Source organism: Streptomyces omiyaensis (genome assembly GCF_014650895.1).
Lineage (GTDB): Bacteria > Actinomycetota > Actinomycetes > Streptomycetales > Streptomycetaceae > Streptomyces > Streptomyces omiyaensis.
Genome location: NZ_BMVV01000001.1, coordinates 362,908 through 388,748 on the forward strand (window position 1 = coordinate 362,908; position 25,841 = coordinate 388,748).

At 74.0% G+C, this 25,841-nt stretch carries 28 protein-coding genes; 23 read left to right on the top strand and 5 right to left on the bottom strand.

Features of this window, described 5'->3' with window-relative positions; translation table 11 throughout:
* The first annotated feature begins 7 nt into the window (after positions 1 to 7).
* The 4 genes from rpsK (at position 8) to truA (ending at position 3,195) form a co-directional block, all read left to right on the top strand.
* Positions 8 to 412 (top strand): 30S ribosomal protein S11, encoded by a 405-nt coding sequence (rpsK, locus tag IE287_RS01810; RefSeq protein ID WP_006376016.1) that lies wholly within the window; start codon positions 8 to 10, stop codon positions 410 to 412.
* A 172-nt stretch (positions 413 to 584) separates the two neighbouring features.
* Entirely contained in the window at positions 585 to 1,607 is a 1,023-nt protein-coding gene (locus IE287_RS01815) for a DNA-directed RNA polymerase subunit alpha (protein WP_030759338.1), read from the top strand.
* Positions 1,608 to 1,787: 180 nt separating this feature from the next.
* Entirely contained in the window at positions 1,788 to 2,258 is a 471-nt protein-coding gene (rplQ, locus tag IE287_RS01820; RefSeq protein WP_189847048.1) for a 50S ribosomal protein L17, read from the top strand.
* 82 nt (positions 2,259 to 2,340) lie between these two features.
* A complete protein-coding gene (gene truA / locus IE287_RS01825) occupies positions 2,341 to 3,195 on the top strand; it encodes a tRNA pseudouridine(38-40) synthase TruA (RefSeq protein ID WP_189847049.1) in 855 nt (284 codons plus the stop codon).
* Between the two features lie 9 nt (positions 3,196 to 3,204).
* Here truA and IE287_RS01830 read toward each other — a convergent pair whose 3' ends face one another.
* Complete coding sequence (locus tag IE287_RS01830; RefSeq protein WP_189847050.1) at positions 3,205 to 4,197, bottom strand: hypothetical protein; 993 nt, start codon at positions 4,195 to 4,197, stop codon at positions 3,205 to 3,207.
* A 56-nt stretch (positions 4,198 to 4,253) separates the two neighbouring features.
* Between IE287_RS01830 and IE287_RS01835 the strand changes: the two genes are divergently transcribed.
* Positions 4,254 to 5,876: an ABC-F family ATP-binding cassette domain-containing protein gene (locus IE287_RS01835; protein ID WP_189847051.1), complete on the top strand. Its 1,623-nt coding sequence runs from the start codon at positions 4,254 to 4,256 to the stop codon at positions 5,874 to 5,876.
* A 60-nt stretch (positions 5,877 to 5,936) separates the two neighbouring features.
* On the opposite strand, the gene IE287_RS01840 is transcribed toward IE287_RS01835, so the two are convergent.
* A complete protein-coding gene (locus IE287_RS01840) occupies positions 5,937 to 6,875 on the bottom strand; it encodes an alcohol dehydrogenase catalytic domain-containing protein (RefSeq protein ID WP_189847052.1) in 939 nt (312 codons plus the stop codon).
* A 118-nt stretch (positions 6,876 to 6,993) separates the two neighbouring features.
* On the opposite strand from IE287_RS01840, the gene IE287_RS01845 reads away from it, so the two are divergent.
* The 4 genes from IE287_RS01845 (at position 6,994) to glmM (ending at position 10,083) form a co-directional block, all read left to right on the top strand.
* Positions 6,994 to 7,389 carry a winged helix-turn-helix transcriptional regulator gene (locus IE287_RS01845; RefSeq protein WP_189847053.1) on the top strand — a complete coding sequence of 132 codons (396 nt, stop codon included), beginning with the start codon at positions 6,994 to 6,996 and terminating at the stop codon, positions 7,387 to 7,389.
* A 202-nt stretch (positions 7,390 to 7,591) separates the two neighbouring features.
* Complete coding sequence (rplM, locus tag IE287_RS01850) at positions 7,592 to 8,035, top strand: 50S ribosomal protein L13 (protein ID WP_189847054.1); 444 nt, start codon at positions 7,592 to 7,594, stop codon at positions 8,033 to 8,035.
* 44 nt (positions 8,036 to 8,079) lie between these two features.
* Positions 8,080 to 8,592, top strand: coding sequence for a 30S ribosomal protein S9 (gene rpsI, locus IE287_RS01855; RefSeq protein ID WP_030494273.1), 513 nt, complete (start codon positions 8,080 to 8,082; stop codon positions 8,590 to 8,592).
* A 132-nt stretch (positions 8,593 to 8,724) separates the two neighbouring features.
* The gene (glmM, locus tag IE287_RS01860) at positions 8,725 to 10,083 is read left to right on the top strand and encodes a phosphoglucosamine mutase (RefSeq protein ID WP_189847055.1); all 1,359 of its coding nucleotides are present in this window, start codon (positions 8,725 to 8,727) and stop codon (positions 10,081 to 10,083) included.
* Between the two features lie 71 nt (positions 10,084 to 10,154).
* Here the strand turns inward: glmM and IE287_RS01865 are convergent, their stop codons facing one another.
* Together IE287_RS01865 and coaA are read right to left on the bottom strand one after the other, a co-directional pair.
* Entirely contained in the window at positions 10,155 to 11,105 is a 951-nt protein-coding gene (locus IE287_RS01865; protein WP_189847056.1) for a DUF389 domain-containing protein, read from the bottom strand.
* Positions 11,106 to 11,124: 19 nt separating this feature from the next.
* Positions 11,125 to 12,132 (bottom strand): type I pantothenate kinase, encoded by a 1,008-nt coding sequence (coaA, locus tag IE287_RS01870; protein ID WP_373307775.1) that lies wholly within the window; start codon positions 12,130 to 12,132, stop codon positions 11,125 to 11,127.
* Between the two features lie 131 nt (positions 12,133 to 12,263).
* Between coaA and glmS the strand changes: the two genes are divergently transcribed.
* The 7 genes from glmS (at position 12,264) to IE287_RS01905 (ending at position 19,851) form a co-directional block, all read left to right on the top strand.
* Complete coding sequence (gene glmS, locus IE287_RS01875) at positions 12,264 to 14,111, top strand: glutamine--fructose-6-phosphate transaminase (isomerizing) (RefSeq protein ID WP_189847058.1); 1,848 nt, start codon at positions 12,264 to 12,266, stop codon at positions 14,109 to 14,111.
* An 8-nt stretch (positions 14,112 to 14,119) separates the two neighbouring features.
* On the top strand, positions 14,120 to 14,488 hold the full coding sequence (locus IE287_RS01880) for a holo-ACP synthase (RefSeq protein WP_189847059.1): 369 nt from the start codon (positions 14,120 to 14,122) through the stop codon (positions 14,486 to 14,488).
* Between the two features lie 414 nt (positions 14,489 to 14,902).
* Entirely contained in the window at positions 14,903 to 16,354 is a 1,452-nt protein-coding gene (locus tag IE287_RS01885; RefSeq protein ID WP_189847060.1) for an NAD(P)H-hydrate dehydratase, read from the top strand.
* Between the two features lie 374 nt (positions 16,355 to 16,728).
* A complete protein-coding gene (alr, locus tag IE287_RS01890; protein ID WP_189847061.1) occupies positions 16,729 to 17,880 on the top strand; it encodes an alanine racemase in 1,152 nt (383 codons plus the stop codon).
* 6 nt (positions 17,881 to 17,886) lie between these two features.
* Positions 17,887 to 19,059: an alpha/beta fold hydrolase gene (locus IE287_RS01895; RefSeq protein ID WP_189847062.1), complete on the top strand. Its 1,173-nt coding sequence runs from the start codon at positions 17,887 to 17,889 to the stop codon at positions 19,057 to 19,059.
* 10 nt (positions 19,060 to 19,069) lie between these two features.
* Positions 19,070 to 19,570, top strand: a complete 501-nt coding sequence (gene tsaE / locus IE287_RS01900; RefSeq protein WP_189847063.1) for a tRNA (adenosine(37)-N6)-threonylcarbamoyltransferase complex ATPase subunit type 1 TsaE — start codon at positions 19,070 to 19,072, stop codon at positions 19,568 to 19,570.
* A gap of 110 nt (positions 19,571 to 19,680) precedes the next feature.
* Entirely contained in the window at positions 19,681 to 19,851 is a 171-nt protein-coding gene (locus IE287_RS01905) for a hypothetical protein (protein ID WP_189847286.1), read from the top strand.
* A gap of 106 nt (positions 19,852 to 19,957) precedes the next feature.
* On the opposite strand, the gene IE287_RS01910 is transcribed toward IE287_RS01905, so the two are convergent.
* On the bottom strand, positions 19,958 to 20,524 hold the full coding sequence (locus tag IE287_RS01910; protein ID WP_189847064.1) for a hypothetical protein: 567 nt from the start codon (positions 20,522 to 20,524) through the stop codon (positions 19,958 to 19,960).
* Between the two features lie 121 nt (positions 20,525 to 20,645).
* Between IE287_RS01910 and tsaB the strand changes: the two genes are divergently transcribed.
* The 7 genes from tsaB (at position 20,646) to IE287_RS01945 (ending at position 25,812) form a co-directional block, all read left to right on the top strand.
* The gene (tsaB, locus tag IE287_RS01915; protein ID WP_189847065.1) at positions 20,646 to 21,305 is read left to right on the top strand and encodes a tRNA (adenosine(37)-N6)-threonylcarbamoyltransferase complex dimerization subunit type 1 TsaB; all 660 of its coding nucleotides are present in this window, start codon (positions 20,646 to 20,648) and stop codon (positions 21,303 to 21,305) included.
* A 38-nt stretch (positions 21,306 to 21,343) separates the two neighbouring features.
* Positions 21,344 to 21,817, top strand: a complete 474-nt coding sequence (gene rimI / locus IE287_RS01920) for a ribosomal protein S18-alanine N-acetyltransferase (protein ID WP_189847271.1) — start codon at positions 21,344 to 21,346, stop codon at positions 21,815 to 21,817.
* On the top strand, positions 21,817 to 22,923 hold the full coding sequence (gene tsaD / locus IE287_RS01925; protein WP_189847066.1) for a tRNA (adenosine(37)-N6)-threonylcarbamoyltransferase complex transferase subunit TsaD: 1,107 nt from the start codon (positions 21,817 to 21,819) through the stop codon (positions 22,921 to 22,923). Before rimI ends, tsaD begins: the two co-directional genes overlap by 1 nt.
* Positions 22,920 to 23,174 (top strand): hypothetical protein, encoded by a 255-nt coding sequence (locus IE287_RS01930; RefSeq protein WP_189847067.1) that lies wholly within the window; start codon positions 22,920 to 22,922, stop codon positions 23,172 to 23,174. Before tsaD ends, IE287_RS01930 begins: the two co-directional genes overlap by 4 nt.
* Before the next feature lie 55 nt (positions 23,175 to 23,229).
* The gene (locus IE287_RS01935; protein WP_189847068.1) at positions 23,230 to 24,069 is read left to right on the top strand and encodes a polysaccharide deacetylase family protein; all 840 of its coding nucleotides are present in this window, start codon (positions 23,230 to 23,232) and stop codon (positions 24,067 to 24,069) included.
* Between the two features lie 96 nt (positions 24,070 to 24,165).
* Complete coding sequence (locus IE287_RS01940) at positions 24,166 to 24,540, top strand: YciI family protein (protein ID WP_189847069.1); 375 nt, start codon at positions 24,166 to 24,168, stop codon at positions 24,538 to 24,540.
* A 60-nt stretch (positions 24,541 to 24,600) separates the two neighbouring features.
* Entirely contained in the window at positions 24,601 to 25,812 is a 1,212-nt protein-coding gene (locus IE287_RS01945; RefSeq protein WP_189847272.1) for an RNA polymerase sigma factor, read from the top strand.
* The last annotated feature ends 29 nt before the right edge of the window (positions 25,813 to 25,841 follow it).

Sequence of the window (25,841 nt, forward strand, 5' to 3'; positions counted from 1 at the left end):
GTAAGAGATGCCCCCCAAGGGTCGTCAGGGCGCTGCCAAGAAGGTGCGCCGCAAGGAAAAGAAGAACGTCGCTCACGGCCACGCGCACATCAAGAGCACGTTCAACAACACGATCGTCTCGATCACGGACCCCGCGGGCAACGTGATCTCCTGGGCCTCCGCCGGCCACGTCGGCTTCAAGGGCTCGCGCAAGTCCACCCCCTTCGCCGCGCAGATGGCCGCCGAGTCGGCCGCCCGCCGCGCGCAGGAGCACGGCATGCGCAAGGTCGACGTCTTCGTCAAGGGTCCCGGCTCCGGCCGTGAGACCGCGATCCGCTCCCTCCAGGCCACCGGCCTCGAGGTCGGCTCGATCCAGGACGTCACCCCCACGCCGCACAACGGCTGCCGTCCCCCCAAGCGTCGCCGCGTCTGATCCGGGGCAGCGCCTTCGGCGCTGCCGGGTCTGATGCACGGCCCGCTTGACCAGGGCATCCGGGCGGTGCGTCCCCTCCGGGGGGCGTACCGCCCGTACCCTTGCAGTACGCAGTACCGCTCCACCCCCGTCGGGCGTCAAATGGTGGGCGTCCACGACTGAAGGAACACACATGCTTATCGCTCAGCGTCCGTCGCTGACCGAAGAGGTCGTCGACGAGTTCCGCTCCCGGTTCGTGATCGAGCCGCTGGAGCCGGGCTTCGGTTACACCCTCGGCAACAGCCTCCGCCGTACCCTCCTCTCCTCGATCCCGGGTGCCGCCGTCACCAGCATCCGCGTCGACGGCGTCCTGCACGAGTTCACCACCGTGCCGGGCGTCAAGGAGGACGTCACCGACCTCATCCTCAACATCAAGCAGCTGGTCGTCTCCTCGGAGCACGACGAGCCGGTCGTGATGTACCTGCGCAAGCAGGGCCCGGGTCTGGTCACCGCCGCCGACATCGCGCCCCCGGCCGGTGTCGAGGTGCACAACCCCGACCTCGTCCTGGCGACCCTGAACGCCAAGGGCAAGCTGGAGATGGAGCTGACCGTCGAGCGCGGTCGCGGCTACGTCTCCGCCGTCCAGAACAAGCAGGTCGGCCAGGAGATCGGCCGCATCCCGGTCGACTCCATCTACTCGCCGGTCCTCAAGGTCACCTACAAGGTCGAGGCGACCCGAGTCGAGCAGCGCACCGACTTCGACAAGCTCATCGTCGACGTCGAGACCAAGCAGGCCATGCGCCCGCGCGACGCCATGGCGTCCGCCGGCAAGACCCTGGTCGAGCTGTTCGGTCTCGCCCGCGAGCTGAACATCGACGCCGAGGGCATCGACATGGGCCCGTCCCCGACGGACGCCGCCCTCGCCGCCGACCTCGCGCTGCCGATCGAGGAGCTCGAGCTCACCGTTCGCTCGTACAACTGCCTCAAGCGCGAGGGCATCCACTCCGTGGGTGAGCTCGTGGCGCGCTCCGAGGCCGACCTGCTCGACATCCGCAACTTCGGTGCGAAGTCGATCGACGAGGTCAAGGCGAAGCTGGCCGGCATGGGCCTGGCCCTCAAGGACAGCCCGCCCGGATTCGACCCGACCGCCGCCGCCGACGCCTTCGGCGCCGACGACGACGCGGACGCGGGCTTCGTCGAGACCGAGCAGTACTAAGAGCTCGGGCCCTCGGGTCCGTACTTCGGCGCGGGTGCGCTGTGCTTGATCGCACAGTTCCCCGCGCCCCTTCCGGACTCGCCCCTTCGGGGCTCGTCCGGATCTCCGACGGGTGACCGCCCGCTCGGACACTGACACCGGTACCTCATACGGCCGGTGCAGATCACAAGGAGAAACACCATGCCGCGTCCCGCGAAGGGTGCCCGCCTCGGCGGTTCCGCCGCTCACGAGAAGCTGCTGCTCGCCAACCTGGCGAAGTCGCTGTTCGAGCACGGCCGCATCACGACGACCGAGGCCAAGGCCCGCCGTCTGCGTCCCGTCGCCGAGCGCCTCATCACCAAGGCGAAGAAGGGCGACATCCACAACCGTCGCCTGGTGCTGCAGACGATCACCGACAAGGGCGTCGTCCACACCCTCTTCACCGAGATCGCCCCGCGCTACTCGGAGCGTCCGGGTGGTTACACCCGCATCACCAAGATCGGCAACCGTCGTGGCGACAACGCCCCGATGGCCGTGATCGAGCTGGTCGAGGGCGAGATCGCCAAGAAGGCGACCGTCGCCGAGGCCGAGGCCGCCACCAAGCGCGCCGTCAAGGAGGCCGACGAGGCCGCCGCCGTCGAGGCGACCGAGGACGAGGCGAAGGACGCGTAAGCGTTCTTCCGACGTTTCTCGCGGACGGGCCCGTACCCCCTGGGGTGCGGGCCCGTTCCCGTGTGTCTGAGAGGATCTTCTGGTGAGTGATGACGTGCAGCCCGGGTTCGTACGGGTGCGGCTGGACCTTTCCTACGACGGCCGGGACTTCTCCGGCTGGGCCAAGCAGGCCCGGGGGCAGCGGACCGTCCAGGGCGAGATCGAGGACGCGCTGAGGACGGTGACGCGCTCCCCGGAGACGTTCGAGCTGACCGTCGCCGGCCGGACCGACGCCGGCGTGCACGCGCGCGGACAGGTCGCGCACGTGGACCTGCCGGAGGAGCTGTGGCGGGAGCACCGCGAGAAGCTGCTGCGGCGGCTCGCCGGCCGGCTCCCGCACGACGTGCGGGTCTGGAGCCTCACCGAGGCCCCCGAGGGCTTCAACGCGCGCTTCTCGGCGATCTGGCGGCGGTACGCCTACCGGGTCACCGACCACCCCGGCGGCGTCGACCCGCTGCTGCGCGGGCACGTGCTCTGGCACGACTGGACCCTCGACGCGGACGCCATGAACGAGGCCGCGGCCGCCCTCATCGGCGAGCACGACTTCGCCGCGTACTGCAAGAAGCGCGAGGGCGCCACCACCATCCGCACGCTCCAGGAGCTGCGCTGGGAGCGGCGGCCCGACGGCGTCCTGGAGGCCACGGTCAAGGCCGACGCCTTCTGCCACAACATGGTCCGCTCGCTGGTCGGCGCGCTGCTCTTCGTCGGCGACGGGCACCGGCCGGCCGAGTGGCCGGGCAAGGTCCTCGCCGCCGGCGTCCGGGACTCCGCCGTCCACGTCGTCCGCCCGCACGGCCTCACCCTCGAAGAGGTCGGCTACCCGGCCGACGACCAGCTCGCCGCCCGCAGCCGCGAGGCCCGCAACAAGCGCACCCTGCCGGGCGCCGGCTGCTGCTGACCGCCCGCGCTACCGCGGGGCCGAGGAGGCCGCGGCCGCGTTCGCCTGGCTCTTGCCGCGGGCGTAGATCTGGTTGAAGACGAAGGTGCCGAGGTCGTCGCTGGCCAGGAAGACCGGCTTGTCGCCGGTGGTGACCTTGGTGCCGTCGGCGAAGCCGGCCTGGGTGAAGTAGGCGTACCGGCCGACCGAGTTGGCGCGGCGCAGGCAGACCGTGGCGTGGCAGAAGTTCTTCACGCCCGCGCCGGCGAGGGGCGCGATGCCGCCACCGGCCTGCTTCTTCGCGCTCAGGGCCGCCTTCTCGGAGGGGAAGACGGCCACGCCGACGGTGATCGCCACGCCGTCCCGGACGTAGGTGGCGCGCAGCACCCGCTCGCAGCCGTTCTTCTGCAGCACCGCGCCGAGCGAGCCCTGGGTGACCGAGGCGCAGTTCTTCGTGGCCGAGGTCGCGCCCTTCTTGTAGGGGCGGCCGAACATGGTGAGCTTCGTGCCGGGGAAGAGGCCGTCGGCGGTCAGCGGCGCCTTGTCCTTCTTCGGATCGGTGATGTAGTCCTTCGGGTCCGGCGGGGGCGGCGGGGCCACGGAGGAGAAGGACGGTGCGGGGGTGGGGGAGGCCGTCGCGGTGGCGGAGACCGTCGGGGCCGGGCCGCCGCCCTTCGCCTCGTCGTTCTTCTTGTTGGTGGTGACGACGGCGGTCGCGACGACCGCGCCCACGGCGAGCGTGGCGACGACGCCGCCCGCGATCACCAGGCGGCGCTTGCGGCGGTTGCCGGCCGCGGAGGCGTCCGCCAGGGCGCCCCAGTCGGGTGTGCCGTCGCCCTGACCGCCCGCGAAGGGGTCCTGCGGCGGCGGGTAGCCGTACCCGTGCTGCGGCGGCTGCTGCTGTCCGTACGGCGGTCCCGGCTGCTGCGGGTACCCGTACCCCTGCGGCTGTCCGTACCCCTGTTGCCCCTGTTGCCCCTGCTGCTGCGGCTCCTGCGGCCACTGCGGTCCCCCAAAGCTCATGCCGCGCATCCTAATCCGCTTGGGCGAACCGGCGGCGGGCGGTGACAATGCACCTCATGGGACATGTCGAGGCCGCGCATCTGGAGTACTACCTTCCCGACGGGAGGGTCCTGCTCGGGGACGCCTCCTTCAGGGTGGGGGAGGGCGCCGTCGTCGCGCTCGTCGGGGCCAACGGCGCCGGCAAGACCACCCTCCTGCGGATGATCGCGGGAGACCTCCAGCCGCACGGCGGATCGGTCACCGTCAGCGGGGGGCTCGGCGTGATGCCGCAGTTCATCGGCTCCGTACGGGACGAGTCGACCGTCCGCGACCTCCTCGTCTCCGTGGCGCACCCCCGGATCCGGGAGGCCGCGAAGGCCGTCGACGAGGCCGAGCACCTGATCATGACCGTCGACGACGAGGCCGCGCAGATGAGGTACGCGCAGGCGCTCTCCGACTGGGCCGAGGTGCAGGGGTACGAGGCCGAGACGCTCTGGGACATCTGCACCATGGCCGCGCTCGGCGTCCCCTACGACAAGGCGCAGTTCCGTCAGGTGCGCACGCTCTCCGGAGGCGAGCAGAAGCGGCTCGTCCTGGAGTCGCTGCTGCGCGGCGGCGACGAGGTGCTCCTCCTCGACGAGCCGGACAACTACCTGGACGTGCCCGGCAAGCGGTGGCTGGAGGAGCGGCTGCGGGAGACCCGCAAGACCGTGCTCTTCATCTCCCACGACCGGGAGCTGCTCTCCCGGGCCGCGCAGAAGATCATCGCGGTCGAGCCCGGCGCGGCCGGCTCCGACGTCTGGGTGCACGGCGGCGGCTTCGACACCTTCCACGACGCCCGGCGCGAGCGGTTCGCCCGCTTCGAGGAGCTGAAGCGGCGCTGGGAGGAGAAGCACGCGCAGCTGAAGAAGCTCGTCGTCAACCTGCGGCAGGCGGCCGCGGTCAGCCACGAGATGGCCTCCCGGTACGCGGCGGCCCAGACCCGGCTGCGGAAGTTCGAGGAGGCCGGCCCGCCGCCGGAGCCGCCGCGCGAGCAGGACATCCGGATGCGGCTGCGCGGCGGCCGTACCGGCGTCCGCGCCGTGACCTGCGAGAACCTCGAACTGACCGGCCTGATGAAGCCCTTCTCCCTGGAGATCTTCTACGGGGAGCGGGTCGCCGTCCTCGGCTCGAACGGCTCCGGGAAGTCGCACTTCCTGCGGCTCCTGGCCGGTGACGGGTCGGTGGCCCACACGGGCCTGTGGAAGCTGGGCGCGCGGGTCGTCCCCGGACACTTCGCCCAGACCCATGCCCACCCCGAGCTGGCCGGCCGCCCGCTCGTCGACATCCTGTGGACCGAGCACGCCAAGGACCGGGGCGCGGCGATGTCCATGCTGCGCCGGTACGAGCTGGAACGGCAGGGCGACCAGCCCTTCGACAAGCTCTCCGGCGGCCAGCAGGCCCGCTTCCAGATCCTCCTCCTGGAGCTGGCCGGCACGACGGCGCTCCTCCTCGACGAGCCCACGGACAACCTGGACCTGGAGTCCGCCGAGGCCCTCCAGGACGGCCTGGAGTCCTACGAGGGCACCGTCATGGCCGTCACCCACGACCGCTGGTTCGCCAAGAGCTTCGACCGCTACCTGGTCTTCGGCTCGGACGGCGTCGTCCGGGAGACGACCGAGCCGGTCTGGGACGAGCGCCGGGTCGAGCGGGAGCGGTAGGGGCGCCGTGCCGATCGGGCCGGGCCCGCGGCGTGCTCGGCACGATGCTCCCGGGGGCTCTCACGGGACCAGGACCAGGCGGCCGCGGAGGCCGCCCCGGGACAGGCGGTGGTGGGCCTCCGCCGCCCGTGCCAGGGGGAGGGTGTCCGCGACGCGGGGGGTGAGGGTGCCCTCCTCGGCCAGGGCCGCCAGGCGGGCCAGCCCGGCGCGGTCCGCGCGGACCCACACCGGGGTGACCCCGATGCCCCGCAGGGGGTACGGGGCGCCGCCCGCGACCAGGGCGGCGAAGGCGCCGCTGGTGCGGACCGCGTCCAGTGCCGCCGCGCCCAGGACGGCGGCGTCCAGGGCCCCGGCCGCGCCGCCGGGGACCAGGGCGCGGACCGCCGTGCCGAGGCGGTCGGGGCCGGCGGGGACGAACAGCGCGGCGCCCAGCTCCCGCACCAGCTCCTCGTCGGCGGCGCGGGCGGTCGCCACCACCCGCAGGCCGCGTGCCGCGGCCAGCTGCACCGCGTAGCCGCCGACCGCTCCCGCCGCGCCCGTGACCAGCAGCGTCTCGCCGCCGGGCAGGGCCAGGGCGTCCAGCGCCTGGAGGGCGGTCAGGCCGGCCAGCGGGAGGGTCGCGGCGGCGGCCGGGGCGAGCCCCGCCGGGGCGGGCACCACCGCGTGGGCGTCCAGGACGACGTGCTCGGCCTGGGTGCCGAGGGACACGTCGAGCCGGTCGTTCATGCCGATGACCCGGTCGCCGGGGCGGACGTGGGTGACGCCCGGACCGGTCTCCTCGACCACCCCGGCCGCGTCCCAGCCGAGCCCGGTGCGGCCCCCGCCGCTCATCAGCCCGGCCCCGGCGAGGGCCCCGGCGCGGGTGGCGAGGTCCACCGGGTGGACGGTGGCGGCCTCGACCCGCACCCGGACCTGTCCGGGGCCTGCGGCGGGGACGGGGACGTCGGCGATCCGCAGGACGTCGGGGCCGCCGAAGGAGTCGAGGACGAGTGCGCGCATGGGAGGGCCTTCCACGGGACGGGAGGGGGTGTGACGGTCCTCACGAACCTAGGGAGCGCTACTCTCCGGCGGGAAGCAGGCACCTGGAAGTGCGTACCGCACCCGAGGGAGAGCGCCCATGCCCACCCGCACCGCCGCCGAGCAGCGCGCCGAGGCGCGCCGCGCGTACGACGCGTACCTCGCCGAGTGCCCCGCCCGGAAGCTCCTCGACCGGCTCTCCGCCACGTGGGTCACCCTCGTCCTGAACGCCCTCGCCGACGGCCCGTGCCGCCACGCGGAGCTGGGCCGCAAGGTCGCCGGCGTCAGCCAGAAGATGCTCACCCAGACCTTGCGGGCCCTGGAGCGCGACGGTCTGGTGACCCGCACGGTGACCCCCTCCGTACCGGTCCGGGTGGACTACGGGCTGACCCCGCTGGGGGAGTCGCTGCTGCCGGTGGTGGCGGCGGTCAAGGAGTGGGCGGACGGGCACATCGGGGAGGTGGAGGCGGCGCGGGCGGCCTACGACGCGTTTTGACCCGCCGCGGGGAGCCCGGGTAGGCTTCAGGTTTGTTATGCGTATAGGCCGCGTCGTTCTCACGCGAGGGGCCCTTACGCAGGTTCCCTGGAGCAGTTACCAGTGGCTCGCATACGGGCACGTCCCGGCAGTGCAGGCCCCAGCTGCATGATCGCTTCAGGTGTGTCTGGACTCCATCCACTGAAGAAGCGAAGGCTACGAAGTGCGTACGTACAGCCCCAAGCCCGGCGATGTCACTCGCCAGTGGCACATCATCGACGCGCAGGACATCGTCCTGGGTCGTCTGGCGACCACGGCTGCGAACCTCCTGCGAGGCAAGCACAAGCCGATCTACGCCCCCCACATGGACATGGGCGACTTCGTCATCATCATCAACGCCGACAAGGTCCACCTGTCCGGCAACAAGAAGACCCAGAAGATGGCTTACCGCCACTCCGGCTACCCGGGTGGTCTGCGCTCCGTCCGCTACGACGAGCTGCTGGACAAGAACCCCGAGAAGGCCGTCGAGAAGGCCATCAAGGGCATGATCCCGAAGAACTCCCTGGGCCGTCAGATGCTCTCGAAGCTGAAGGTCTACGCGGGCGAGAACCACCCGCACGCTGCCCAGCAGCCGGTTCCGTTCGAGATCACCCAGGTCGCGCAGTAGTTCCGGCCACACCCCCTAAGAACGAAAGAAATCTGAGGAGCATCGTGGCCGAGACCACCCCTGAGACCCCCGTCGACGAGTTCGAGGGCGTCGAGGAGTACACCACCGAGACCGAGGTCGTCGAGGGTGACTACACCTCCGAGTCCCTCGCGTCGCGCTTCGGCGACCCGCAGCCGGCCGCCGGCCTGGGCCGTCGCAAGAACGCCATCGCCCGCGTCCGGATCGTCCCGGGCACCGGCAAGTGGAAGATCAACGGGCGTACGCTCGAGGACTACTTCCCGAACAAGGTCCACCAGCAGGAAGTCAACGAGCCCTTCAAGGTGCTCGAGCTCGACAACCGCTACGACGTCATCGCCCGCATCGCGGGTGGCGGTGTCTCCGGCCAGGCCGGCGCCCTCCGCCTCGGCGTGGCCCGTGCCCTGAACGAGGCCGACGTCGAGAACAACCGCCCGGCGCTGAAGAAGGCCGGCTTCCTCTCCCGTGACGACCGCGCGGTCGAGCGGAAGAAGGCCGGTCTCAAGAAGGCCCGCAAGGCCCCGCAGTACAGCAAGCGTTAATCAGCGCCTGCTCGGACTGTCTGTACGTACGCCCCGGCGCACTGCGCGTGCCGTCGGGGCGTACGTTTTTTCTTAACCTTTTTCACCCCTGGACTTTTTCCACTCTTGGGCACGCATTTTCGGAGGACAGCTGTGGGACGACTCTTCGGCACCGACGGCGTACGCGGCGTCGCCAACGCGGACCTGACGGCGGAGCTCGCGCTCGGCCTGTCGGTCGCCGCGGCGCACGTGCTCGCCGAGGCGGGGACCTTCGAGGGCCATCGGCCGACCGCCGTGGTCGGCCGTGACCCGCGCGCGTCCGGAGAGTTCCTGGAGGCCGCCGTCGTCGCCGGTCTCGCCAGCGCCGGCGTCGACGTCCTGCGCGTCGGCGTCCTGCCGACCCCGGCCGTCGCCCACCTCACCGGCGTCCTCGGCGCCGACCTCGGCGTGATGCTCTCCGCGAGCCACAACGCCATGCCCGACAACGGCATCAAGTTCTTCGCCCGCGGCGGCCACAAGCTCGCCGACGACCTCGAGGACAAGATCGAGGCCGTCTACGAGGAGCACCGCACCGGCGCCCCCTGGGACCGCCCCACCGGTGCCGGCGTCGGCCGCGTCCGCGACTACGACGAGGGCTTCGAGACCTACGTCAGCCACCTCCTCGGCGTGCTGCCCAACCGCTTCGACGGCCTGAAGATCGTCCTCGACGAGGCCCACGGCGCCGCCGCCCGCGTCTCGCCCGAGGCCTTCACCCGCGCCGGCGCCCAGGTCGTCACCATCGGTGCCGCCCCCGACGGCCTCAACATCAACGACGGCTGCGGCTCCACCCACCTGGAGCTCCTCAAGGCCGCCGTCGTCGAGCACGGCGCCGACTTCGGCATCGCCCACGACGGCGACGCCGACCGCTGCCTCGCCGTCGACCACACCGGCGCGGAGGTCGACGGCGACCAGATCCTCGCCGTGCTCGCCCTCGCCATGCGCGAGGCCGGCACCCTCCGCGGCGACACGGTCGTCGCCACCGTCATGTCCAACCTGGGCTTCAAGCTCGCCATGGAGCGCGAGGGCCTCACCCTCGTCCAGACCGCGGTCGGCGACCGCTACGTCCTGGAGTCCATGAAGGAGCACGGCTTCGCCCTCGGCGGCGAGCAGTCCGGCCACGTCATCGTCCTCGACCACGCCACCACCGGCGACGGCACCCTCACCGGCCTCATGCTGGCCGCCCGGGTCGCCGCCACCGGCAAGTCCCTCGCGGAGCTGGCCTCCGTCATGGAGCGGCTGCCGCAGATCCTGATCAACGTCAAGGACGTCGACAAGTCCCGCGTCGCCACCTCCGCCGAGCTGGCCGCCGCGGTCACCGACGCCGAGCGCGAGCTCGGCACCACCGGCCGCGTGCTGCTCCGCTCCTCCGGCACCGAGCCGCTGGTCCGCGTCATGGTCGAGGCCGCCGACATCGAGCAGGCCCGCTCGGTCGCCCAGCGCCTCGCCGACGTGGTGAAGTCCGCGCTCGGCTGAACCGTCTGACGGACCGTACGGGAAGGGCCCCGCGCACTCCGGTGCGCGGGGCCCTTCCCGTACCCCCTCCGTCATCCCCGGCGCAGGCGGCGCTTCAGCTTGCCGCGCTGGGTGCGCCACAGCTTCTGCTGGAGCGCGAGGGTCACGGTGCCCGACACGATGATCGCCGCGAGGTTGAGCAGCAGCTGCTCGATCGACCCCCACGTCTGGCCGACCTCGCCGTAGCTGAGCGCCACCGCCGCGTTCGCCGCCGCCGGCACGGTCGTCACCGAGATGGCCACGCCCACCAGGGCGCCGGACTTCGACGAGGTCAGCGACAGGGTGCCGGCCGCGCCCGCGAGCAGCGCCACCACCAGCGAGAAGGGGTCCGGCTGCCAGATGAAGCCGGTCTGCGGCCGCTCCCCGTCGAGCATCGACTCGCTGAACAGGTCGAGCCAATCCATCAGCAGGCTGAAGAGCGTCGTCGCCGCGATCGCCGCGACGAAGCCGATCAGCAGCGCGACGAGCGAGCGGACGGCCAGGCGGGGCGCCCGCTGCACGATCGCCGTGCACACCCCGGCCAGCGGCCCGAACTCCGGCCCCACCGCCATCGCGCCCACGATCAGGATCGCGTTGTCCAGCACGACGCCGCAGGCGGCGATCATCGTCGCCAGCAGCATGAACGACAGGTACGTGAAGGAGAGCGTCGACTCCTCGTGGGTCGCCTCCGCCAACTGCTCCCAGATGACCGCGTCCGCGCCCTCGCCCGGCGCGTCCTCCTCGGCCCGGTCGGCCCGCTCCGACATCGACAGGTCGATGTTCTCGACCGCGATCGACCCGACCCGATCGAGCTTCAGCTCCCGCAGCTCGTGCAGCAGTTCGTCCCCGGCCTCGCGGGCGACGTCGCACATCACGACGTCGCCGACGGGGTCCCGGGCAGCCCCCGGCAGCACCACCACGTGGGTGGTGCCGACCGTCGACCCGATCAGTCCGACCACGGCCTCGGTGCGGTCCGCCGGCACGATCATCCGCAGATGCAGCATGCCCCCGAGCTTACGGAGGTCAGAGCTTGCGGAGGCTGAGGCGCTGCACCTTGTGATCGGGGCCCTTGCGGACCACGAGGGTCGCCCGGCCGCGCGTCGGGGCCACGTTCTCCAGCAGGTTCACGCGGTTGACGGTCCGCCACATCGTGCGGGCGTAGTCCAGGGCCTCCTCCTCGGAGACCTGCGTCCAGCGCCGGAAGTACGAGGACGGGTCCTGGAAGGCCGTCTCCCGCAGCTTCCGGAACCGGTTGAGGTACCAGCCCTCGATGTCCTCCGGCCGCGCGTCCACGTACACGGAGAAGTCGAAGTAGTCGGCGAGCCCGACCCGGGTCCGCCCGTCCTTGCCGGGCAGCGCCGGCTGGAGCACGTTCAGCCCCTCCACGATCAGGATGTCGGGCCGCCGCACGACGAGCTGCTCGCCCGGCACCCGGTCGTAGATGAGGTGGGAGTAGACCGGGGCGGTGACCTCCTCCTTCCCGGCCTTCACGTCGGCGACGAACCGGGTCAGCGCCCGCCGGTCGTACGACTCCGGGAACCCCTTCCGCGACATCAGCCCGCGCGCCTTCAGCTCCTCCATCGGATAGAGGAAGCCGTCGGTGGTGATCCGCTCCACCCGGGGGTGCTCCGGCCAGCGGGCCAGCAGCGCCTCCAGGAGCCGGGCCACGGTCGACTTCCCGACCGCGACCGACCCGGCGACCCCTATGACGAACGGCGTGCCGCGCTGCTCCGCCCGCTCCCCGAGGAAGGTGTTCAGGGCCCCGCGCAGCCCGCTGGTGGCCTGCACGTACAGGTTGAGCAGCCGGGAGAGGGGCAGGTAGACGTCCCGCACCTCGTCGAGGTCGATGACGTCCCCCAGCCCCTGGAGGCGCTCCACCTCGTCGGCGGTCAGCGGGAGCGGCGTCTTGTCGCGCAGCGCGCTCCACTCGGCGCGGGTGAGGTCGACGTAGGGCGTCGGCTCGGGGACCCTACGGGTGCCCCCGCTCCCGGCACCGTTGCCGTTGGCGCTCCGTGGCGGCGAAGTGATCACGTGCCCCATTGTCCCGGGTGCGCGCCGGGAGTGGGCCGTGGGGTGGGTCACGTGCCGCGCGGTTGACGGCGGCCGCTCCCACTCCGTGCGGGGTGCGGGCCGGGCACCGCCCCCGGCCGTAGGCTGCCGTCATGTGCGGAATCGTGGGATACGTCGGCGGGCAGTCGGCGCTTGATGTGGTCGTCGCGGGGCTGAAGCGGCTGGAGTACCGGGGGTACGACTCGGCCGGGGTCGCCGTGCTGGCGGACGGCGGGCTCGCCTCCGCGAAGAAGGCGGGGAAGCTCGTCAACCTGGAGAAGGAGCTGGTCGACCGGCCGCTGGCGGGCGGGTCGGTCGGCATCGGGCACACCCGGTGGGCCACGCACGGCGGGCCGACCGACGCCAACGCGCACCCGCACCTCGACAACGGGGGGCGGGTCGCCGTCGTCCACAACGGGATCATCGAGAACTTCGCCGCCCTGCGCGAGGAGCTCGCCGAGCGCGGGCACGCCCTGCTCTCCGAGACGGACACCGAGGTCGTCGCGCACCTGCTCGCCGAGGAGTTCTCCTCGGTGGGCGAGCTCGCCGAGGCGATGCGGCTGGTCTGCCGGCGGCTCGACGGGGCCTTCACCCTGGTCGCCGTCCACGCCGACCAGCCCGACGTCGTCGTCGGCGCCCGCCGGAACTCGCCGCTCGTCGTCGGCGTGGGCGAGGGGGAGAACTTCCTCGCCTCCGACGTCTCCGCCTTCATCGCCCACACCCGGTCCGCGATCGAGCTCGGCCAGGACCAGGTCGTCGAGCTCACCCGGGACGGCGTCACCGTCACCGACTTCGACGGCGTGCCCGCCGACGTCCGCGCCTTCCACGTCGACTGGGACGCCTCCGCCGCCGAGAAGGGCGGCTACGACCACTTCATGCTCAAGGAGATCGCCGAGCAGCCGAAGGCGGTCGCCGACACCCTCCTCGGGCGGATCGACGCCTCCGGGCGGCTCACCCTCGACGAGGTGCGCATCCCCGACGCGGTCCTCCGCGAGGCCGACAAGGTCGTCATCGTCGCCTGCGGGACCGCCTTCCACGCCGGAATGATCGCCAAGTACGCCATCGAGCACTGGACCCGCATCCCGTGCGAGGTCGAGCTGGCGAGCGAGTTCCGCTACCGCGACCCGATCCTCGGGCAGCGGACGCTCGTCATCGCCATCTCCCAGTCCGGCGAGACCATGGACACCCTGATGGCGCTCCGGCACGCCCGCGAGCAGGGCGCCAAGGTCCTCGCCGTCTGCAACACCAACGGCTCGACCATCCCGCGCGAGTCCGACGCCGTGCTGTACACGCACGCGGGTCCGGAGGTCGCCGTCGCCTCGACGAAGGCCTTCCTCACCCAGCTCGTCGCCTGCTACCTCCTCGCGCTCTACCTGGGCCAGGTGCGCGGGACCAAGTGGGGCGACGAGATCCGGGCCGTCGTCCGCGAGCTGGCGCGGATCGGCGAGGAGGTCGAGCGGGTCCTGGAGACCATGGAGCCCGTGCGGGCCCTCGCCCGCTCCCTCGCGGACAAGGACACGATCCTCTTCCTCGGCCGGCACGTCGGCTACCCGGTGGCCCTCGAAGGCGCGCTGAAGCTGAAGGAGCTGGCGTACATGCACGCCGAGGGCTTCGCGGCCGGCGAGCTGAAGCACGGGCCGATCGCCCTCGTCGAGGAGGACCTGCCGGTCGTCGTCGTGGTGCCCTCGCCCAAGGGGCGCTCGGTCCTCCACGACAAGATCGTCTCCAACATCCAGGAGATCCGGGCCCGCGGCGCCCGGACGATCGTGATCGCCGAGGAGGGCGACGAGGCCGTCGTCCCCTTCGCCGACCACCTCGTCCGCGTCCCCGCGACGCCCACGCTGCTCCAGCCGCTCGTCGCCACGGTGCCGCTCCAGGTCTTCGCCTGCGAGCTGGCCACCGCCCGGGGCAACGAGGTGGACCAGCCGCGCAACCTGGCCAAGTCCGTGACGGTGGAGTGAGGAGAGAGATGATCATCGGGGTGGGGATCGACGTGGCGGAGATCGACCGGTTCGCCGCGTCCATGGAGCGGACGCCCGGTCTGCTGGAGCGGCTCTTCGTGCGCGAGGAGCTGCTGCTGCCGAGCGGGGAGCGCCGCGGCCCGGCCTCCCTCGCGGCGCGGTTCGCCGCGAAGGAGGCGCTGGCGAAGGCGCTCGGGGCGCCGGGGAACCTGCACTGGACGGACGCCGAGGTGTACGCCGAGTCCACCGGCCAGCCCCGGCTGCGGGTGAGCGGCACGGTGGCGGCCCGCGCGGCCGAGCTGGGCGTGAAGCAGTGGCACGTCTCGCTGAGCCACGACGCGGGCGTGGCCTCGGCGGTGGTGATCGCCGAGGGGTGAGCCCCCCCGCCGGGGCGGACGGACACGGGAGCGGGGCCCGGCCGCGGGGAGGCGGTACCGGGCCCCGCTCCGCGCCGCGCGCGACCGCCGGGGCCGGCGGCGGACGCGTGTGCCGCGCGCGGGGCTCGTGTCCCCCGACAGGTTCCAGGGGGCTGTCTCCTCCCCGGTGGGCTCCCCGGTGGGCTCGCCGGTGGGCTCGCCCGTCGGTGTCGGCGTCGGGGTAGGGGCCGGTTCCGGGGGTGTCCTGCGGGCCGTCCGGGTGACCGCTCCGCAGTCGATCTGTGAGGGGGCGTCAACCCGCGCTTTGCGGAAGCCCTTTGGCGCACGCCCCCCGCGCCCCGCGCGTCCCGCGGGGCGGCGTCCCCGGCAGGCCCTCCCGGGCGGCCGCCCCGGACCTGGGGCAGACTGCTGCCCATGCGTACCGCTCACCCCGTGGAGACCGTCCGTGCCGCCGAGGCCGAGCTGATGGCGCTGCTGCCCGACGGCGCGCTGATGCGGCGGGCCGCCGCCGGACTCGCCGCCGCCTGCTGCTCGCTGCTCGGCAAGGGCCGGGTGTACGGGTCCCGGGTCGTCCTCCTCGTCGGCAGCGGCGACAACGGCGGCGACGCCCTCTACGCCGGCGCCCGGCTCGCCCGGCGCGGCGCAGGGGTCACCGCCGTCCTGCTCGGCGGCCGCGCCCACGGCGCCGGACTCGCCGCGCTCCGGGCCGCCGGTGGGCGGGTCACCGAGGACCCGTACGAGGCGCTGGCCGCCGCCGACCTCGTCCTCGACGGCATCACCGGCATCGGCGGGCGCGGCGGGCTGCGCCCCGAGGCCGTGCCGGTCGCCCGGGCCGCGCGCGGCTCCGACGCGGTCGTCGTCGCCGTCGACCTGCCCAGCGGCGTCGACGCCGACACGGGGGAGGTCGACGGCGAGGCCCTGCGCGCCGACGCGACCGTCACCTTCGGCGCGTACAAGCCCGGACTGCTCGTCGACCCCGCCCGGGAGTACGCGGGCGCCCTGCGGCTCGTGGACATCGGCCTCGGCCCGTACCTGCCCGCGATCCCCGGCCTGGAGGCCCTCCAGCACCAGGACGTGGCCCGGCTGCTGCCCGAACCCGGCGCGGAGAGCGACAAGTACCGGCGCGGGGTCGTCGGCGTGTACGCCGGCTCCGACCGCTACCGGGGCGCGGCCGTGCTCGCCGTTGCGGGGGCGCTGCGCGGCGGCGCCGGGGCCGTCCGCTACCTCGGCCGGGTCGGCGACATGGTCGTCCGGGCCCACCCCGAGGTCCTGGTCCACACCGGCCCGTGGGACGCCGCCGGGCGGGTCCAGGCGTGGGTCGCCGGACCGGGGATCGGCGAGGGGTCCGACCCGGAGACGGCGATGGGGCACGTCCTCGCCGCCGACGTACCCGTCCTGGTCGACGCCGACGGGCTGCGCCACGTGACCCCCGGGGCCGTACGGGAGCGGTCCGCGCCCACCCTGCTCACCCCGCACGCGGGCGAGGCGGCGGCCCTCCTCGGCACCGACCGGGCGGCCGTGGAGGCCGGCCGGCTCGCCGCCGTCCGCGCACTCGCCGCCCGCTACGGCGCCACGGTCCTCCTCAAGGGCTCCACCACCCTCGTCTGCGGGCCCGGCGGCACCGGCCCGGTCCGGGTCAACCCGACCGGCACCCCCTGGCTCGCCACCGCGGGCTCCGGCGACGTCCTGTCCGGCCTGGCCGGCTCCCTCCTCGCCGCCGGACTCGACCCCGTCGACGCCGCCTCCTGCGCCGCCTACCTGCACGGGCTCGCCGCCCGCCGGGCCGCCGGCGCGGGCGGCCCGATCACCGCGAGCGGGGTCGCCGACGCGCTCCCCGCGGCCTGGCGGGACATCCGGGAGCCCTGACCCCGGCGGGTCCCGGCCGGTACCGCCGTCCGGTACCGGCCGCGCACCGGACGGGTGCCGCGCACCGGACGGGTGCCGCGCACCGGACGGGTGCCGCGCACCGGACGGGCGTCGTGCGCCGGACGGGTGTCGTGCGGGCGGCGGGAGGAGCGCCGCGGTGCGGGACACGCCGGTGGCCTCCTCCCGGTCCGCCGGCGGCGGGCGGGGCTCCCGCGGTGTCCGCGGAGCGGCCGCCGGGGCGCCGGAAGCCGCCGCCGCGCGCCCCCGGGGCACCGGAACGCCGAGAAGGCCCCGGTCCGTCCCGCGCGAGGGTGACCGGGTCTACATCCGGGGGAAGCGGCCCGGGGCGGCGGCCACCTGAGAGACTGGGCGCGATGACTGAGACAGCACTCCCGCCCCGCCGAGCCCGCGCCGAGATCGACCTGGGGGCGCTGCGCGCCAACGTGCGCGCGCTGCGCGCCCGCGTCGCCCCCCACGTCCGCGTGATGGCCGTGGTCAAGGCCGACGCGTACGGACACGGCGCCGAGCGCTGCGCCCGCGCCGCCCTCGACGCGGGCGCGGACTGGCTCGGCACGGCCACCCCCCAGGAGGCGCTGGCGCTGCGCGCCGCCGGGATCACCGGCGTCCCCGTGCTGTGCTGGCTGTGGACGCCGGGCGACCCGTGGGACGCCGGCATCGAGGCCGGGCTCGACATGGCGGTGAGCGGCCGCTGGGCGCTCGACGAGGTCACCGCCGCCGCCCGCCGCACCGGCGGCACGGCCCGCGTCCAGCTGAAGGCCGACACCGGCCTCGGCCGCAACGGCTGCCAGCCGGCCGACTGGCCCGCGCTCGTCGCCGAGGCCCTGAAGGCCGAGAAGGAGGGCCTGGTCAAGGTCACCGGGCTCTGGTCCCACTTCGCTTGCGCGGACGAACCGGGACACCCGTCGATCACCGCCCAGCTCGACGTCTTCCGCTCGATGCTCGACTACGCGGAGAAGGCCGGGATCGAACCCGAGGTCCGCCACATCGCCAACTCGCCGGCCACCCTCACCCTGCCCGAGACCCACTTCGACCTGGTCCGGCCCGGCATCGCGATGTACGGCGTCTCGCCCGCGCCCGAGCTCGGCACCTCCGCGGAGCTCGGCCTGCGCCCGGTGATGTCGCTGAAGGCGGGCGTCGCCCTCGTCAAGGAGGTGCCGTCCGGCCACGGCGTCTCCTACGGGCACCACTACGTCACGGCCGGCGAGACCACCCTCGGCCTGATCCCGGTGGGCTACGCCGACGGCGTCCCCCGGCACGCCTCGGGGCGCGGCCCGGTCCTCGTCGACGGGAGGATCCGCACGGTCGCCGGGCGGGTCGCCATGGACCAGTTCGTGGTGGACCTCGGCGGCGACCGGCCCGCGCCCGGCACCGAGGCCGTCCTCTTCGGCTCCGGCGAGCACGGCGAGCCGACGGCCCAGGACTGGGCGGAGGCCGCCGACACCATCGCGTACGAGATCGTCACCCGGATCGGCGCGCGCGTGCCGCGCGTCTACGTGGGGGAGTAGCCCGCCGTGGGGGAGGGGGCCGGGGGAAGCGGCTGGCGGCGCGCGGGGTTCGCCGGTGCGGCGCTGGGCGTGCTGGCCGCCGGCGCGGCGGCCGGTGTGGCGGTCGAGCGCCTGACGGTCGGCCGCTCGGTACGCCGCAAGGCGCGGCTCGCGCTGGACGCCACCGGCCCGTACGGCACCCTCCGGGGCACCACCGGCCGCGCCCTCGCGGACGACGGCACCGCGCTGGCCTACGAGATCGACGAGCTCGACGAGATCGACGGGACCGAAGGGCTCCGCGAGGCCGGCGGGACCGGCGGCCTCGGACCCGCCCCGGTCACGGTCGTCTTCTCCCACGGCTTCTGCCTCAGCCAGGACTCCTGGCACTACCAGCGGGCCGCCCTGCGCGGCCGGGTCCGCGCCGTCTACTGGGACCAGCGCGGGCACGGCCGTTCGGCCCGGGGCGCCTCGCAGGCGGGACCCGACGGGCTGCCCGTCACCATCGACCGGCTCGGGCGCGACCTGCGGGCCGTCATCGACGCCGCCGCGCCCGAGGGGCCGCTCGTCCTCGTCGGGCACTCGATGGGCGGCATGACGGTCATGGCGCTCGCGGAGCGGTACCCGGAGCTGGTCCGCGACCGGGTCGTCGGCGCCGCCTTCGTCGGCACCTCGTCGGGCCGCCTGGAGGAGGTCTCCTACGGGCTGCCGCGCGCCGGGGTCGACGCCGTCCGGCGGGTCCTGCCGGGCGTGCTGCGGGCCCTCGGTGCCCAGGCCGAGCTGGTGGAGAAGGGGCGCCGGGCCACCGCCGACCTCTTCGCCGGGCTGGTGAAGAAGTACTCCTTCGCCTCGCCGGACGTGGACCCGGCCGTCGTCCGCTTCGCCGAGCGGATGATCGAGTCGACCCCGGTCGACGTGGTCGCCGAGTTCTATCCCGCCTTCGCCGCGCACGACAAGCGGCTCGCCCTCGCCGCCTTCCGCGACCTGCCGGTGCTGGCCCTCGCCGGCGACCAGGACCTCGTCACCCCGGCCTCCCACACCGAGGCCATCGCCGCCGAGCTGCCCGGCGCGGTGCTCGACGTCGTCCCCGACGCCGGCCACCTGGTGATGCTGGAGCGGCCCGGGGCCGTCACCGGCGCCCTCACCGGCCTGCTGGCCCGGGCCGGGGCGGTGCCGCCCGGGGAGGGGTCCGGGAACGGATAGGTTGGCGGGTATGGAAGCAGCGCACCCGCCCGTCTCCGGCGCCACCCTCTCCGTCGACTCCCCCGAGCGGATGCAGGAGCTCGGCCGCCGTCTCGCGAAGATCCTCCGCCCCGGCGACCTCGTCATGCTCACCGGCGAGCTGGGCGCCGGGAAGACCACGCTCACCCGCGGCCTGGGCGAGGGCCTGGGCGTGCGGGGCGCGGTCACCTCGCCGACCTTCGTCATCGCCCGCGTCCACCCCTCGCTCGTCGGCGGTCCCGCCCTGGTGCACGTCGACGCCTACCGGCTCGGCGGCGGGCTCGACGAGATGGAGGACCTGGACCTCGACGTCTCGCTGCCCGAGTCCGTGGTGGTCGTGGAGTGGGGCGACGGCAAGGTCGAGGAGCTGACCGACGACCGGCTGCACGTGCTCATCCACCGCGTCACCGGCGACACCGACGACGACCGGCGCTCGGTCGTGCTGCGGGGGATCGGCGGACGCTGGGCCGGCGAGGACCTCGCGTCGCTGTGAACGTCCGTAGGTTCCGACAGCATGTCGGGAAAATGTTGCGCCGCCGCTCCGCCCCGTGGTGACATGGAGGGACGAGCTGGTTAGGTGAACCTAACCTACGGGAGGCATGCATGGCGACGCAGATGCCGGAGCGCGACGACCGCACCGCCGAGGAGCGCGTCTCGATGAGTGAACTGCTGGCCTCCTGTGCCGCGGCCAGCGCCGTCTCGACCCCGCCGCGGCCCGCCCTCCCGCCCGAGGCGGAGGAACCGGAGCCGGAGCTGCGGGACGAGGCCGCGTAACCCGGGACGAGGCCGCGCAGCCCGGACGCCGGGTTGCGGCAAACCGCCGGGACGGGGGCTCCCGCCGTGCGTCAGGGACGACCCCGGGGGCGGCCCGGGGGACGGTTCAGGGGACGACGACGACCTTCGCGCCGATCGACGCGAAGGTCCACAGCGCGTCGCCGTCCGCCCGCTTCATCCGGATGCCGCCGGTCTTCTTCGACGGGTCCGCCGCCGGCATCGAGCCGTCCAGCGCCGCGCTGAAGCCGACCGTCACGTCCTCCACCGTCGCGAAGCGCACCACGTGCTCGATCTGCACGCCGTCGGAGCCGGTCACCGACCCCGACCGGGAGGTCACCGCGTACGCCCCCGGCGCCGGGCTCACCGAGCTCGGCGCCACCAGGAAGGTCCGGAGCGCCTTGTTCTTCGCGCCGACCAGCCATACGCGGCGCTCCGCCAGGGCGTACACGACGCGCTCGCCGGTCCCCGACGCCGCCGGCACCGTCAGCGGGTTCGCGGCCGGCTTCTTCGCCCCGGCCGGCGCCGACGCCGACGGCGCGACCGCGCCGGGCGTCCGCGAGGGCTCCGCGAGGTCCGCCGGCACGCTCGCCGACGCCTGGTAGGCGAGGAAGGCGACCGCGGCGACGGCCGCCGCGGTGAGCCCGGCCACGAATCCCGAGCTGCTCCTTGCCACCGTCTCCACCTCTTCGTACGTACGTGCCGAGCCTGACGCGCTGTCGGGCCTGACGGTAGCAGCAGGGCCCCCGGACGGCCGCGCGCCGCATCGCCCGCTCGTGGCGCCGTAGGCTGTTCGCGTGCTGTTGCTCGCCATGGATACCGCCACCCCCGCCGTCACCGTCGCCCTCCACGACGGCACGGCCGTCGTCGCCGAGTCGACCCGAGTCGACGCCCGCCGCCACGGGGAGCTGCTGCTCCCCGCCGTCGACCGGGTCCTCAAGGAGGCCGGGACCGCGCTCGACGCGGTGACCGGGATCGTGGTCGGCGTCGGCCCCGGCCCCTACACCGGCCTCCGGGTCGGGCTCGTCACCGCCGCCGCCTTCTCCTCCGCCCTCGGCGGGGTGCCCGTGCACGGCCTGTGCACCCTCGACGGACTGGCGTACGCCTCCGGCATCGAGGGGCCCTTCGCGGTGGCGACGGACGCCCGCCGCAAGGAGGTCTACTGGGCGCGCTACGACGACGCCCGCACCCGGGTCACCGACGCCTCCGTCGACCGTCCCGCCGAGATCGCCGAGCGGCTCGCCGGGCTGCCCGTCGTCGGCGCGGGCGCGCTGCTCTACCCGGACGCCTTCCCCGACGCCCGCGGCCCCGAGCACCAGTCCGCCGGGGCCCTCGCGGCGCTCGCGGCGGAGCGGCTCGCGGCGGGCGGCGGGGGCTTCCTCGACCCGCAGCCGATGTACCTGCGGCGGCCGGACGCCCAGGTGCCGAAGAACTACAAGGTGGTCACCCCCCAGTGACCGGGGCAGCGGTGGCCGGCGGCGCCGTCCTGCGCGAGATGCGCTGGTGGGACCTGCCGGAGGTGCTCGCCCTGGAGGCCGACCTCTTCCCCGAGGACGCCTGGTCGGAGGGGATGTTCTGGTCCGAGCTCGCGCACGCGCGCGGGCCCCGGGCCACCCGGCGGTACGTCGTCGCCGAGGAGACCTCGCCGGACGGCACCGCCAGGCTGGCCGGGTACGCGGGCCTGGCGGCGGCGGGTGGACTCGGCGACGTCCAGACCATCGCCGTCGCCCGCGACCAGTGGGGGACCGGGCTCGGCGCCCGGCTCCTCACCGACCTCCTCCAACACGCCACGGCCTTCGAGTGCGACGAGGTCCTGCTCGAAGTGCGCGTGGACAACACCCGGGCGCAGAAGCTGTACGAGCGCTTCGGCTTCGAGCCCATCGGCTTCCGGCGCGGCTACTACCAGCCGGGCAACGTCGACGCGCTCGTGATGCGACTGATCGTTCAAGGAACGGGGACTGAGATCTGATGGCTGCTGACGAACCGCTGGTGCTCGGCATCGAGACCTCCTGCGACGAGACCGGCGTCGGCATCGTCCACGGCACCACCCTGCTCGCCGACGCCGTGGCCTCCAGCGTCGACACCCACGCCCGCTTCGGCGGCGTGGTGCCCGAGATCGCCTCCCGGGCGCACCTGGAGGCGATGGTCCCGACGATCGAGCGGGCCCTGAAGACCGCGGGCGTCTCGGCGAAGGACCTGGACGGCATCGCGGTCACCGCGGGCCCCGGCCTCGCGGGCGCCCTCCTCGTCGGCGTCTCCGCCGCCAAGGCGTACGCCTACGCCCTGGGCAAGCCGCTCTACGGCGTCAACCACCTGGCCTCGCACATCTGCGTCGACCAGCTGGAGCACGGCCGGCTGCCCGAGCCGACGATGGCGCTGCTCGTCTCCGGCGGGCACTCCTCGCTGCTGCTCTCCACGGACATCACCGCCGACGTGCGGCCGCTGGGCGCCACCATCGACGACGCCGCCGGCGAGGCCTTCGACAAGATCGCCCGGGTCCTCGACCTGGGCTTCCCCGGCGGCCCGGTCATCGACCGGCTGGCCCGGGAGGGCGACCCGGCCGCGATCGCGTTCCCGCGCGGTCTGAGCGGCGCCAAGGACCCGGCGTACGACTTCTCCTTCTCGGGGCTCAAGACCGCGGTGGCCCGCTGGATCGAGGCGAAGCGGGCGGCGGGCGAGGAGGTGCCGGTGCGCGACGTGGCCGCCTCCTTCCAGGAGGCCGTCGTCGACGTCCTCACCCGCAAGGCCGTCCGGGCCTGCAAGGACGAGGGCGTCGACCACCTGATGATCGGCGGCGGCGTGGCGGCCAACTCGCGGCTGCGGGCCCTCGCCGAGGAGCGCTGCGAGCGGGCCGGGATCCGGCTCCGGGTGCCCCGTCCGGGCCTGTGCACCGACAACGGCGCCATGGTCGCCGCGCTCGGCTCGGAGATGGTCGCGCGGGGCCGGGCCGCCTCCGACCTGGAGCTCTCGGCGGACTCCTCGCTGCCGGTGACGGACCCGCACGTGCCGGGCCGCGCCCCCGCGCACGACCACGACCACGTGCACGAGATCAGCAAGGAGAACCTCTACTCGTGAGGGTCGCCCTGATGTGGGAGGCCCGGGCCGTGCAGGGCCGGGGCCCCGAGCTCCTGGAGTGGGCCCGGTCCCGGGTGCTGGCGCGCGAGCCGCTGCGCCGGGAGGTCCTCCGGGCCCCGCAGGACCGGGTCCTGGTCCTCACCTGGTGGGAGGCGGACGGCCTCGACGCCGAGCTTCCGGAGCTGCCGGAGCCGGACGCGGAGCTGATCACCCGTCCGGTCCACCGCTGGCGCTTCGAATCGGTCGAATAGCCGGTTCGTTCGAGGCTCGCGCAACCTTTCGGGCCGTACGGGCATCCCACAGCCCGTGAAGAAGCAGATCGCGGCGTGGGCGGCCCTGAGCGCCGCGGCCCTCCTGATGACGGGCTGCACGGCCCCCGCCCCGCCGTCGGCCGTCCGGCCCCCGGCGACGCCCACGGCCGGGGCCACCGCCCCGGAGCCGGCGCAGGCCCCCGGGGCCGCCCGGGCCGCCGCGTACCGGAAGTGGGGGCTGAAGCCCCTCGCCGCGCCGCCCGCCCCGCCCGCCGTCAAGCCGGTGCGGCGGGCGCCCGGCGGCCCGGTGCCGGTGGTCAGCGACATCCCGGTCGAGGACAAGGTCGTCTTCCTCACCATCGACGACGGGGCCGAGAAGGACCCCGGGTTCGTGCGGATGATGGACGAGCTGGACGTGCCCTTCACGATGTTCCTCACCGACTCGGTGATCAGCGGGGACTACGGCTACTTCGACCCGCTCGTCGCCCAGGGCCACGGCGTCGCCAACCACACCCTCACCCACCCGAACCTGCCCGCCCTCGGCCCGGAGGCCCAGCGGCGCGAGATATGCGGCCAGCAGGAGAGGCTGCGCGAGCGGTACGGCACCGCCCCGCGCCTCTTCCGGCCGCCCTTCGGCAACTGGAACGAGGCCACCCGCGCCGCCGCCGGGACGTGCGGGGTCGACGCGATCGTCCTGTGGCGCGAGTCCATGCAGATCAAGAACATGCAGTACCAGCGCGGCGACCGGAAGCTCCACCCCGGCGACATCGTCCTCGCCCACTTCCGCGGTCCCGCCGAGCTCAAGGGCCGCACGATGACCGAGATGACCGCCACGATGCTCCGCAGGATCCAGGAACAGGGCTTCACCGTGGCCCGCCTGGAGGACTACGTCTAGGAATTCCCCGGGCGGGGTGTCGATGCGGCCCCGGCCCGTTCGACGTATGTGTGGAAGGCGGGGAACGGCCCCGCCACCGCACCCCCAGGAGTCACCGTGCCCCGCTTCCTCTCCCTCGTCCGCATCGAGGAGAACACCCCTGACGCCATCGACATGGAGAGCGCCGACCCCGGCTTCGAGGAGCGGATGGGCGCCCTCTTCGAGGAGATCACCAAGGCCGGCGTCATGGTCGACACCGCCGGGCTCCGGCCGACCGCCGAGTCCACCCGGATCACCTGGTCGGGCGGGAGGCTCTCCTGCACCGACGGGCCCTTCACCGAGACCAAGGAGGTCGTCGGCGGCTACGCGATGCTCCAGTGCAAGGACATGGCCGAGGCCGTCGAGTGGGGCAAGCGGTTCCTCGCCGCCCACCCGCCGCACTGGAAGGTCGGCCTGGAGGTCCGCGAGGTCGAGGAGATGCCGGAGGACTGACCCGTCCCGTGCTGTCATGGGGACGTGACGGTGGAGAGCACGCTGGAGACGGTCTTCCGGATGGAGTCCGCGAGGATCGTCGCCACGGTGGCGCGGACCGTCCGGGACGTCGGCATCGCCGAGGAGCTGGCCCAGGACGCGCTCGTCGCCGCGCTGGAGCAGTGGCCGCGGGAGGGCGTCCCGGAGAACCCGGGCGCCTGGCTGACGGCCACCGCCAAGCACCGCGCCGTCGACCTCGTGCGGCGCCGCGAGACCTACGCGCGCAAGCTCGCCGAGGTCGGCCGGACGCTGCCGGAGGAGTCGTACGACCCCGAACCCTCCGGCCCCGGCGACATCGACGACGACGTGCTCCGGCTCGTCTTCACCACCTGCCACCCGGTGCTGTCCGCCGAGGCCCGGGCGGCGCTCACCCTGCGGCTCGTCTGCGGACTGCGGACGGACGAGATCGCCCGCGCCTTCCTCGCCCCCGAGGCGACCGTCGCCGCCCGGATCACCCGCGCCAAACGCGCCCTCGCGAAGGCGGGCGTGGAGTTCGAGGTGCCGTACGGCGCGGAGCGGGAGGCCCGGCTCGGCTCCGTCCTGGAGGTCGTCTACCTGGTCTTCAACGAGGGGTACGCCGCCACCGCCGGCGACGACCTGCTGCGGCCCGCGCTCTGCGAGGACGCGCTCCGGCTGGCCCGCGGCCTCGCCGCCCTCATGCCGGGCGAGAGCGAGGTGCACGGCCTCGCCGCCCTCCTCGAACTCCAGGCCTCCCGCACCCCCGCCCGCACCGGCCCCGGCGGCCGGCCGGTGCTCCTCGCCGAGCAGGACCGGCGGCGCTGGAACCGCCTCCTCGTCCGGCGCGGCTGCGCCGCCCTCGCCCGGGCCGGGGACGGCCGCTCCTACGGCCCCTACGCCCTCCAGGCCGCCATCGCCGCCTGCCACGCGCGGGCCGGTTCCTACGAGGAGACGGACTGGACGGTGATCGCCGGACTGTACGGGCGGCTGATGGAGCTCGCCCCGTCACCGGTGGTCGAGCTGAACCGGGCGGTGGCCGTCTCGATGACCGAGGGACCCGCCGCGGCCCTGCGCCTGGTCGACGCCCTCGCCGCCGAACCCGCCCTGGCCCGCTACCACCTGCTGCCGAGCGTCCGCGGCGACCTGCTCGCCCGGCTCGGCCGCGCGGACGAGGCGCGCGCCGCCTTCGCGCGGGCGGCGGAGCTCACCCGCAACGAGAGCGAGCGGGACCTGCTGCTGGCCCGGGCCCGGCAGGATCCGGAAGGGACGGCCTAGACGGCGTCCCGCCGGGGCCATCACCTAGG

Excerpts from the sequence above, each read along its gene's own strand:
- glmS (WP_189847058.1), top strand. The coding sequence starts at position 12,264 with ATGTGCGGAATCGTGGGATACGTCGGCGGGCAGTCGGCGCTTGATGTG.
- IE287_RS01880 (WP_189847059.1), top strand. The coding sequence starts at position 14,120 with ATGATCATCGGGGTGGGGATCGACGTGGCGGAGATCGACCGGTTCGCC.
- IE287_RS01830 (WP_189847050.1), bottom strand. The coding sequence starts at position 4,197 with ATGAGCTTTGGGGGACCGCAGTGGCCGCAGGAGCCGCAGCAGCAGGGG.
- IE287_RS01905 (WP_189847286.1), top strand. The coding sequence starts at position 19,681 with ATGGCGACGCAGATGCCGGAGCGCGACGACCGCACCGCCGAGGAGCGC.
- IE287_RS01835 (WP_189847051.1), top strand. The coding sequence starts at position 4,254 with ATGGGACATGTCGAGGCCGCGCATCTGGAGTACTACCTTCCCGACGGG.
- rplQ (WP_189847048.1), top strand. The coding sequence starts at position 1,788 with ATGCCGCGTCCCGCGAAGGGTGCCCGCCTCGGCGGTTCCGCCGCTCAC.
- tsaE (WP_189847063.1), top strand. The coding sequence starts at position 19,070 with ATGGAAGCAGCGCACCCGCCCGTCTCCGGCGCCACCCTCTCCGTCGAC.
- tsaD (WP_189847066.1), top strand. The coding sequence starts at position 21,817 with ATGGCTGCTGACGAACCGCTGGTGCTCGGCATCGAGACCTCCTGCGAC.
- rimI (WP_189847271.1), top strand. The coding sequence starts at position 21,344 with ATGCGCTGGTGGGACCTGCCGGAGGTGCTCGCCCTGGAGGCCGACCTC.
- IE287_RS01865 (WP_189847056.1), bottom strand. The coding sequence starts at position 11,105 with ATGCTGCATCTGCGGATGATCGTGCCGGCGGACCGCACCGAGGCCGTG.
- alr (WP_189847061.1), top strand. The coding sequence starts at position 16,729 with ATGACTGAGACAGCACTCCCGCCCCGCCGAGCCCGCGCCGAGATCGAC.
- IE287_RS01885 (WP_189847060.1), top strand. The coding sequence starts at position 14,903 with ATGCGTACCGCTCACCCCGTGGAGACCGTCCGTGCCGCCGAGGCCGAG.
- IE287_RS01815 (WP_030759338.1), top strand. The coding sequence starts at position 585 with ATGCTTATCGCTCAGCGTCCGTCGCTGACCGAAGAGGTCGTCGACGAG.
- IE287_RS01845 (WP_189847053.1), top strand. The coding sequence starts at position 6,994 with ATGCCCACCCGCACCGCCGCCGAGCAGCGCGCCGAGGCGCGCCGCGCG.
- IE287_RS01840 (WP_189847052.1), bottom strand. The coding sequence starts at position 6,875 with ATGCGCGCACTCGTCCTCGACTCCTTCGGCGGCCCCGACGTCCTGCGG.
- rpsK (WP_006376016.1), top strand. The coding sequence starts at position 8 with ATGCCCCCCAAGGGTCGTCAGGGCGCTGCCAAGAAGGTGCGCCGCAAG.
- IE287_RS01945 (WP_189847272.1), top strand. The coding sequence starts at position 24,601 with ATGGAGTCCGCGAGGATCGTCGCCACGGTGGCGCGGACCGTCCGGGAC.